This window comes from Rhodococcus sp. NPDC006774 (assembly GCF_040636045.1).
Taxonomy (GTDB): domain Bacteria; phylum Actinomycetota; class Actinomycetes; order Mycobacteriales; family Mycobacteriaceae; genus Rhodococcoides.
Genome location: NZ_JBEYIW010000036.1, coordinates 20,489 through 27,279, shown reverse-complemented (window position 1 = coordinate 27,279; position 6,791 = coordinate 20,489). Strand labels below are relative to the sequence as shown.

Here is a 6,791-nt window from a genome sequence, read left to right as displayed (position 1 = left end):
CTTCGTCACATCATCCAGTGTCGTCATCACGGCACCCTTCTCGCCGGGCATTCACCCAGCGTGTCGGGCCGAAACACCGTTTAAGAAACACTCCCCTCATGCGAGGGCTCCGAAGTCGAATGCTTCTTGAGACATTCGTTTGGCGATGGTTTCGCAGTACATCTCGTTGAGTTCGACGCCGATTGAGGGAATGCCAGCGTCTTTTGCGGCTCGGAGTGTTGTGCCTGATCCGGCGAATGGATCGAGCACGCTACGGGCGGCAGTGGTTTCGATGATCTTCTGCGGCAAACCAGGAGGGAATGGGGCCGGGTGACCGTGGTCGTCGATTGCCATGCCGAGTCGCCAGACGTCTCCAGAGCCGGATGCGCTGTGGTTTCTCAGGGTGAAGTCTGGTCGGGCGAAGAGGAATACCCACTCGGAGACGGAGCAGTAGTGGCGTTTGTTGACGCCGATTCCTGTTCCTCGGTCCCATGTGATGATCTGCCGCAATGGGATTCCGAAGTCCATACCGAGCGGGAGACGTACTACGCCGTGTTCGATGCGTTGTTTGTGGTTGTAGAAGACAGCGCCGTCGTGCGATACGGCCATCCATAGCGCTGCGAGTACGTTGCGTTGCCATTCGTCGTATTCGTCTTGTGGCATTGCGTCGTTGAACTGTCCGTAGCCTTCGCGGAATCTGCCGCCTTTGTTGTTGCCGCCTGGTCTGTACATTCCGCGTCCGTTGCCGCCTGGGGTCAGGCCCATGTTGTACGGCGGGGATGTGATGGCGATGTGAGCGGAAAGCTGGGGCAACAGTTCGAGGCAGTCGCCGTGGTAGAGGGTGACCAGGTCGTCCTGGTAGTAGGGCGTGCTCATGCGAGGTCCAGTTTCGCTTCGTGCTTGAAGCTGTGTGTGATGCCGCAGACTGAGCAGCCGCCGGTATAGGAGATGTAGAACTCTCCGTCGTAGACGCCGATTTCGTAGTCTTCGCGGAAGGTGTGAAGGTTGATTTTCGCGGTTCGTTCTTCGGTGGCGCGTCTGCGTAGTTCGTCGAATGCTTCGACCGTCACTTTGCCGTACTGCGAGGCGATGTCGGCGTCGAGTTTCGCGAGTTTGGTTTCGCGGTCTCGCTTGCATTTGGGGCATTCGGCCCAGTTGTCGGCGCTCATGCGAGTACTTCGATGGGTGTGTTGTCGCGGGCGATGGACTCGGAGCTGATGTAGCCACTGCTTCCCATTGCTGTTGCCGACCAGCGATTTTTACCTGCGTAGTCGACGATCTTGATGGCAAGGGCGACGTGGATCGGTTCGCCTGTCTTCCAACGAATCTGAGCGCCTTCGGGCAGTCTTTCGAGTTGGTCTAGGACGGTCGCCCGATCACCCATGAGGTAGACGCGCGGTCGCACTGTGAGTGCGGGGTCGCGTTCGATTTCGCAGGCGATATTCCATGCCTGTTCGTCGTCGGTGAAGTGGCGGTAGAGGACGTCTGCGATGAGTTCTTGGGTGGTGGCCGGCTGGGTCACGTGGGGTCCTTCCAGAGGTTTGGCCCGCTGCAACGGGCTGTTGTCGGTAACTGTACCGGTTTCGGCTGGTGATTGTCGAGTCATCAGGCACCTTTCGTGGTCGTGTTTCCTGGGCCTGATTTCAACGGTGGCGGGTTTTCGGTGTGGGTCTGGTGTGTCTGTATGGGCTAACCGGTGACGGGCGTTTGAGGGCCAGTTTCGAAGGTTCCTGCTCGTTTGGTGCGGGCGATGCACGGGATGGACTTGCGGTACCCGGATTCGGCGGTGCAAATGTGGCCGGCGGGCTGTTGGCAGTTGGGGCAATCGACGGTCATTGCGGTGACGTGTGCGGCGGTCATTTTCTTCTCCAAATCCGAGGGAAATTCTTTGCGCTGTCGCGGCGGTTCGCGCGCCTGTCAGTTAGTCGACTTCGAGAGCGGGTGGTTGGTCTTTGGCTGGTGTTTATGTAGTGATCTTGAGTGATGGGGTGACACCGGTGTCACTTAGACTCGTCTGGGATGTCACTTAGACTTTGCGTTTTGTCACTTAGACATTGCTGGGATGTCACTTAGACTTTCGTGATTCCGACCCAGTCTGCGTGACATGGGTGTCACTTAGACTCGGGCGGATCGGCACCACTTTTCCATCCGAAATCGGCTCCCCATCCGGGTCCAAATGAAGGCGCTCCAACACCCCCGGAGGCAACACCAATCGGTACTCGTTCGTCTTTCCGAGCCACCGATTTCCCTGCCTCGTTTTCGCGATCCATTCCTCCTCCCGAAGCCATCCGAGAGCACGGATCACGGTCCGTTCCGACACCTCCATCTCCAATGCGAGACGCCGAACCGAGGGGCGAATGTTTTCCCCATCGGTGCCGGCGAATGTCGCCATCGTGAGGCCCAGGAATTTGCAGCCTTTGGGCATGGGTGCGCGTTTGATGATGCGTTCCCATTCGAACCTCCCGCACGGTGTCGGCAGGTTGTCTGCCCACTCCATGAATCAGTTCGCCTCCGTGATCATTCGTCCGATGTGTTCGGCTACTTGGGGGACGACGGCGTTTCCGAGGGCTGTAAGTCGGTCCACCCGATGGGGAACCCCATCAGCCACTCGGGCAACTGGGGGTTCTGATTCCTGCCCACGTACACCCCAGTACGTTGTGCTTTCCGGCGTGCTCCCGCTCCACCGCAGTTGTCTCTCCCGGACGCCCTGGGGGTAGGCCACGATGAAGACCCGCTTGCGGAGGTGTGGTGCCCCGAAGCTGCCAGCGGATAGAACTTGCCATTCCGCGTCGTACCCGATGTCGGCCAAGTCCCCGAGAACTCTTCCCATCCCCCGAGCAAGGAGCCCTGGTGTGTTCTCCACGATGACGTAGTTGGGTCGTAGTGCATTGACGATGTCGCACATGGGATTCCAGAGTGCGGATCGGGCTCCGGTGATTCCGATGCGGGGGCCTGCATCTGAGACGTCCTGGCAGGGGAACCCTCCCGCGACGACGTGGAGTGGTGGTCGTGGTTCGCTTCGCCACCAGTCGATGGTTGTGCGGACGTCGTCGTGGCGTGGGACATTCGGCCAGTGCCTTTCGAGTACTTGGGTGGCGTACGGGTTGATTTCGACTTGGCCGACGACGGTCATCCCTGCTCGTTCGAGGCCGAGTTCGAGGCCACCGATCCCGGAGAACAGGGATAGGACGTTCATCCTGTTGCCTGGTCGGTGCGTTCTGCGATGGCGCGGAGTTTCCAGCGGGCTTGTGCTCGGGCTTTCGGGTTCGTTCCAAGGTGCACACCGGCCCACACGCCGTACTGGGAGCGTTGATCGAGGGCCAGGCGTGCGCAGCCCTGTCGAGCGATCAGGGGGCAGGTGAGGCACACTTCGACCGCCTGCAACACTTCGATCTGCCCTGCCCGCCCTGATTCGGCGGGGAACCATCGTTCGGGGTCTTCGCCATTGCACGCCGCGTACGCCTGCCACTCGACGTCGTCCGCTGTGTAGGCAATCGTGCCTCGGCGGTGGAACTGCGGAACATTCGTGCGTACGTCGGTCATGCTGACTCCTGGATGAGGCTGTCGATGTAGGCGTCGACGTCGCTGCGTCGCCACTTCAGCGGGGAGGTGGGGCCGCCGAGCTTGATCGCCTTCTTGTACAGGGGGTGGGTGTGGCGGTTGCAGCGGATGGTTTGCACTGCGACGGACAAGGTGTCGGACAGTTCCTTGATGTCCATCAGCCGCGGATTTGCCGTCATGCTGCACCGTCGATTCGGATGGGCCAGTCGGCGTTGACGTCGGAGGCGTCTTTGCCTTCTCTTCGGAGGTAGTTCGCGAAGTCGGTTTGCCGTTCGTGATGCCAGTCGGCCTGCTTCGCCATGAGTTCTTCGATGGTCAGTTGGGCGATACCGGGATTCGCGCGACCGAGCACCCACGCCAGCCGGGCCGCCGCGAGAGCATCGGCCGCGGCATCGTGGGCGTCGGTGAGCGGGATTCCGTAGTACTCGCACGTGACCCCGAGAGTGCGTTTGCCCTTGCGGTACTTGTCGACGGCCCGGTCGACGACGAACGGATCGAAGATCGGCCCGAACACCAGCGGGTCGTATCCGAGGCGTCTGCCTTCGCGGTCGATGACGGTGAAGTCGAACGATGCGTTGTAAGCGCACACCATTCGGCCTTCCGCCCATGCGATCGTCAGGGCGTCTCGGATCTCTTTGTAGCCGTCGGCGTACGTCTGGCCGTGTTCCTTCGCGTGCTCGGTGGTGATGCCGTGCACTTTCGTTGCGCCCTCGGGGATGTCCATCTCGGGGTACAGCAGCCAGTTGCGGGCGTTGACGTCCTTACCGTCGATGCGGGCGACACACGCTGTCACGATGCGCGTGAACATCGGGTTCGGGCCGGTCGTTTCGAGGTCGAACGCAGCCAACGGCATATCAGTCCACTTCATGCGAGCACCTGCTGTGGGTCGGTGGACTGTGCGCCGGCTTCGACGTTGTCGTGCTGCACTTCGGTCGTGACCTCAGCGAGGCGGGCCTTCCACAAGTCGCGCAAGGGTGTGCTGTGTGCGGCAAGGTTGAAGGTTTTCAGTTGCGTGGCAATGGCGTTCAGCTCATCGCGGTTGGCTGCGGTCTCGATTGCTGCTGCGAGTTCGGTGGCCTGCTCGTTGGTGATGGTCGGTGGTCCTTCGGGTAGGGGTTCGACGACGTACGGTGCGCGGCGGCCGCGGGTGACGGTGAGTGCGAGGGTCATGCGCTTGTCGATGTGCGACATGTGGGAGATGCGGATACCACCGACTTCCTGCCCACCGAACGCGATCTTCGGGTCGCGGTAGATCGTCATGCGCCGGCCGACGTACTGGCTGGCTTCGGCTCCCCAGGCGTTGATAAGCACGCGGATCATGGACTTCCCGGGGCGGTAAGGGCGGCCGGTGCCGAACTCTTGGGTGACGATCTGCACAGGCTGTTCACTGCTCCCCTGCCGTACGTCGGTGATCGTGACAACGCGCGGCCCGGACATGAGGTCGTCGGCGTTGATCTGGTCGCTCTTGGGTGCTGCTGCATCGGTGATGTTCATCGTCAGAACCTGATTTCGGTGAGTTCTCGGGTGGTGGTCGGGAATCCTGCGATCGCGGCGTTGTAGGCGCGGATCATTTCGGCGGCGCTTTGCTCGAATCCGGTGACGGCTTCGGTGATCGCGTCGAACCAACGCTGGTCTGGGTGGACGCGTGTCACCCACAGCGGCATTCCTGCGCAGTAGCTGACGTAGTCGATCCACTGCCGGCCGGACACGAGCAGTCCGGTTTGGAGCTGGGCCATGTTCTCGGTGGGTGGTTGCCCGGAGAGGATGTGTTCGAGGTGGATCTTCGGGCGGCGGGACTTGATCTCGATGAGTCCGTCGGAGCCGACGAGTCCGTCGGGGCTGTAGCCGATCTTGGTGCCGTTGTCGTCGCGGACCATAAACCCGGTTTCGGTGACGGGTGCGTAGTGCTTGGAGTAGAGGTCGCGGGCTTTGGGTTCGTCTTCCATGCCGCGCATCATGTCTTCGCTGAGGAACATGTCCTCGGTCCATCCGGTGATGCGTTCAGCGACGAGAAGGGCTGTCAGTCCGCGAGATTCGATGTTGCTGGCGGGCTTGATGGTCTTGGATGTGATGAGTTTCCCGATGACGGAGGCGGTGACGATGCCGCGGCGTTGGTCGTGCCATTCGTCGGTGCCCTGCAACAGGTCTGGGAGTTCGAGGAGAGTGCTCATCGGGTTTACCTGCCTTGGTCGTAGTAGTAATCCGGGTTGCAAAGTTGCGGACAGCCGCAGGTGGGTGGGTGGCCGTTGTCGTTGACGATGTCGCCGTCGTCGTTGAGGTACAGGCCCTCGCACCCGTCGGGGCAGAACGGTTCGGGCCACTGGTCGTGGGAGATGAGTTCGTAGCCGCAGTTGGTGCAGGCGTTCGGGTCGTAGTCTGGGTCGACGAGAACGCGTTCCTGTGGCACCAGGTAGTGGATGCTCACAGCAACCCCACCTTCACGGCCCAGACAGTCCAGATCGCTGCGACTGCCCCGACGATGAGGCCGGTGACGCCCGCGGACTGCATCACGTTCAACTCCGGTTCCATGTCGGGTAGTTCCGATGCCTTCACCCATTCGCCGAACTGGCGGGACGTGAGCGTCAGGAAGGTGCCGTCTTCGAGCTCGAACGCCCAATGCACCTGACCGTCAATCAATCCGATGCGCTCGAACTCCCGAACCGACCGACCCTCGATGAACAGTGGTGTCTCGTTCATGGTCGACTCCCGACGTAGACGAGGGTGTGCGGGAAGTCGTCGAGTTCGGCCGAGGTCAGTGGCGTGGAGTCGCCGGTCTCGAACCACTCGTCGTCCTCCTCGGTTTCGAGGTCGCGCATCCATGCCTTCTGCGCGCATCGGGCGGCACCGGTTCGGATGATCGAGCCGACGGGCAGTTCGAGGAGCTGATCGAGGAGGGTCAGCGAGTCGCCGGCCTTGTAGTCACTCATGCGGCCACCGGGGCTTTCGTGATGATCAGGTCGGCCAACTTGTCGAGAGCATCGACCGGATCGTTCGAAGATGCTTCGAGCCAGAAGATGCCCGCCGGGAGACCAGGCCAGGTGTGCGGAACATGCACGACCGCTTTGTAGTTCGTGCCGTAGCCGCCCTCGGGCAACGACCGGAACAAGCGTTCCAACGTCCAGGAGCCGCAGCCGTCCGGGCTTGGGGCGTGGAAGCCGACGATGTCTTCGAGGCGCGTAACAGCCTCATCGAGAGTGACTGAGATAGAATCGGTGTGCATCTGAACGCCTTTCCAGAGTGGTGTTTGGGTC

General features: G+C 61.2%; 14 protein-coding genes. All 14 read right to left on the bottom strand.

All coding sequences use genetic code 11. The features are described 5' to 3' along the window. Positions 1–96 precede the first annotated feature (96 nt). Positions 97–855 (bottom strand): site-specific DNA-methyltransferase, encoded by a 759-nt coding sequence (locus ABZ677_RS27160; RefSeq protein ID WP_358375051.1) that lies wholly within the window; start codon positions 853–855, stop codon positions 97–99. Beyond that, positions 852–1,148, bottom strand: a complete 297-nt coding sequence (locus ABZ677_RS27155; RefSeq protein ID WP_358375048.1) for a hypothetical protein — start codon at positions 1,146–1,148, stop codon at positions 852–854. The genes ABZ677_RS27160 and ABZ677_RS27155 overlap by 4 nt, the downstream gene beginning before the upstream one ends. Continuing rightward, positions 1,145–1,501 carry a hypothetical protein gene (locus ABZ677_RS27150; protein WP_358375045.1) on the bottom strand — a complete coding sequence of 119 codons (357 nt, stop codon included), beginning with the start codon at positions 1,499–1,501 and terminating at the stop codon, positions 1,145–1,147. Before ABZ677_RS27150 ends, ABZ677_RS27155 begins: the two co-directional genes overlap by 4 nt. 543 nt (positions 1,502–2,044) lie before the next feature. Then, entirely contained in the window at positions 2,045–2,404 is a 360-nt protein-coding gene (locus ABZ677_RS27145) for a helix-turn-helix domain-containing protein (protein ID WP_358375054.1), read from the bottom strand. Between the two features lie 75 nt (positions 2,405–2,479). Beyond that, positions 2,480–3,175, bottom strand: a complete 696-nt coding sequence (dcm, locus tag ABZ677_RS27140; protein WP_358375042.1) for a DNA (cytosine-5-)-methyltransferase — start codon at positions 3,173–3,175, stop codon at positions 2,480–2,482. Continuing rightward, positions 3,172–3,522, bottom strand: a complete 351-nt coding sequence (locus ABZ677_RS27135; protein ID WP_358375039.1) for a WhiB family transcriptional regulator — start codon at positions 3,520–3,522, stop codon at positions 3,172–3,174. The genes dcm and ABZ677_RS27135 overlap by 4 nt, the downstream gene beginning before the upstream one ends. After that, a complete protein-coding gene (locus tag ABZ677_RS27130) occupies positions 3,519–3,719 on the bottom strand; it encodes a hypothetical protein (protein WP_358375037.1) in 201 nt (66 codons plus the stop codon). The genes ABZ677_RS27135 and ABZ677_RS27130 overlap by 4 nt, the downstream gene beginning before the upstream one ends. Continuing rightward, positions 3,716–4,408 carry an exonuclease domain-containing protein gene (locus ABZ677_RS27125; RefSeq protein ID WP_358375034.1) on the bottom strand — a complete coding sequence of 231 codons (693 nt, stop codon included), beginning with the start codon at positions 4,406–4,408 and terminating at the stop codon, positions 3,716–3,718. Before ABZ677_RS27125 ends, ABZ677_RS27130 begins: the two co-directional genes overlap by 4 nt. Next, entirely contained in the window at positions 4,405–5,034 is a 630-nt protein-coding gene (locus tag ABZ677_RS27120) for a hypothetical protein (protein ID WP_358375031.1), read from the bottom strand. Before ABZ677_RS27120 ends, ABZ677_RS27125 begins: the two co-directional genes overlap by 4 nt. A 2-nt stretch (positions 5,035–5,036) precedes the next feature. After that, positions 5,037–5,711 (bottom strand): lambda exonuclease family protein, encoded by a 675-nt coding sequence (locus ABZ677_RS27115; protein ID WP_358375028.1) that lies wholly within the window; start codon positions 5,709–5,711, stop codon positions 5,037–5,039. 5 nt (positions 5,712–5,716) lie between these two features. Further along, positions 5,717–5,965, bottom strand: coding sequence for a hypothetical protein (locus tag ABZ677_RS27110; RefSeq protein ID WP_358375025.1), 249 nt, complete (start codon positions 5,963–5,965; stop codon positions 5,717–5,719). Continuing rightward, on the bottom strand, positions 5,962–6,237 hold the full coding sequence (locus ABZ677_RS27105; RefSeq protein ID WP_358375022.1) for a hypothetical protein: 276 nt from the start codon (positions 6,235–6,237) through the stop codon (positions 5,962–5,964). The genes ABZ677_RS27110 and ABZ677_RS27105 overlap by 4 nt, the downstream gene beginning before the upstream one ends. Continuing rightward, a complete protein-coding gene (locus tag ABZ677_RS27100; RefSeq protein ID WP_358375020.1) occupies positions 6,234–6,467 on the bottom strand; it encodes a hypothetical protein in 234 nt (77 codons plus the stop codon). The genes ABZ677_RS27105 and ABZ677_RS27100 overlap by 4 nt, the downstream gene beginning before the upstream one ends. Then, a complete protein-coding gene (locus ABZ677_RS27095) occupies positions 6,464–6,760 on the bottom strand; it encodes a hypothetical protein (RefSeq protein ID WP_358375017.1) in 297 nt (98 codons plus the stop codon). The genes ABZ677_RS27100 and ABZ677_RS27095 overlap by 4 nt, the downstream gene beginning before the upstream one ends. Positions 6,761–6,791: the final 31 nt, after the last annotated feature.

What these genes read in the sequence shown, in the direction of transcription:
- ABZ677_RS27095 (WP_358375017.1), bottom strand. Translation starts at nt 6,760, where the DNA reads ATGCACACCGATTCTATCTCAGTCACTCTCGATGAGGCTGTTACGCGC.
- ABZ677_RS27125 (WP_358375034.1), bottom strand. Translation starts at nt 4,408, where the DNA reads ATGAAGTGGACTGATATGCCGTTGGCTGCGTTCGACCTCGAAACGACC.
- ABZ677_RS27155 (WP_358375048.1), bottom strand. Translation starts at nt 1,148, where the DNA reads ATGAGCGCCGACAACTGGGCCGAATGCCCCAAATGCAAGCGAGACCGC.
- ABZ677_RS27130 (WP_358375037.1), bottom strand. Translation starts at nt 3,719, where the DNA reads ATGACGGCAAATCCGCGGCTGATGGACATCAAGGAACTGTCCGACACC.
- ABZ677_RS27145 (WP_358375054.1), bottom strand. Translation starts at nt 2,404, where the DNA reads ATGCCCAAAGGCTGCAAATTCCTGGGCCTCACGATGGCGACATTCGCC.
- ABZ677_RS27105 (WP_358375022.1), bottom strand. Translation starts at nt 6,237, where the DNA reads ATGAACGAGACACCACTGTTCATCGAGGGTCGGTCGGTTCGGGAGTTC.
- ABZ677_RS27100 (WP_358375020.1), bottom strand. Translation starts at nt 6,467, where the DNA reads ATGAGTGACTACAAGGCCGGCGACTCGCTGACCCTCCTCGATCAGCTC.
- ABZ677_RS27135 (WP_358375039.1), bottom strand. Translation starts at nt 3,522, where the DNA reads ATGACCGACGTACGCACGAATGTTCCGCAGTTCCACCGCCGAGGCACG.
- ABZ677_RS27120 (WP_358375031.1), bottom strand. Translation starts at nt 5,034, where the DNA reads ATGAACATCACCGATGCAGCAGCACCCAAGAGCGACCAGATCAACGCC.
- dcm (WP_358375042.1), bottom strand. Translation starts at nt 3,175, where the DNA reads ATGAACGTCCTATCCCTGTTCTCCGGGATCGGTGGCCTCGAACTCGGC.
- ABZ677_RS27160 (WP_358375051.1), bottom strand. Translation starts at nt 855, where the DNA reads ATGAGCACGCCCTACTACCAGGACGACCTGGTCACCCTCTACCACGGC.
- ABZ677_RS27115 (WP_358375028.1), bottom strand. Translation starts at nt 5,711, where the DNA reads ATGAGCACTCTCCTCGAACTCCCAGACCTGTTGCAGGGCACCGACGAA.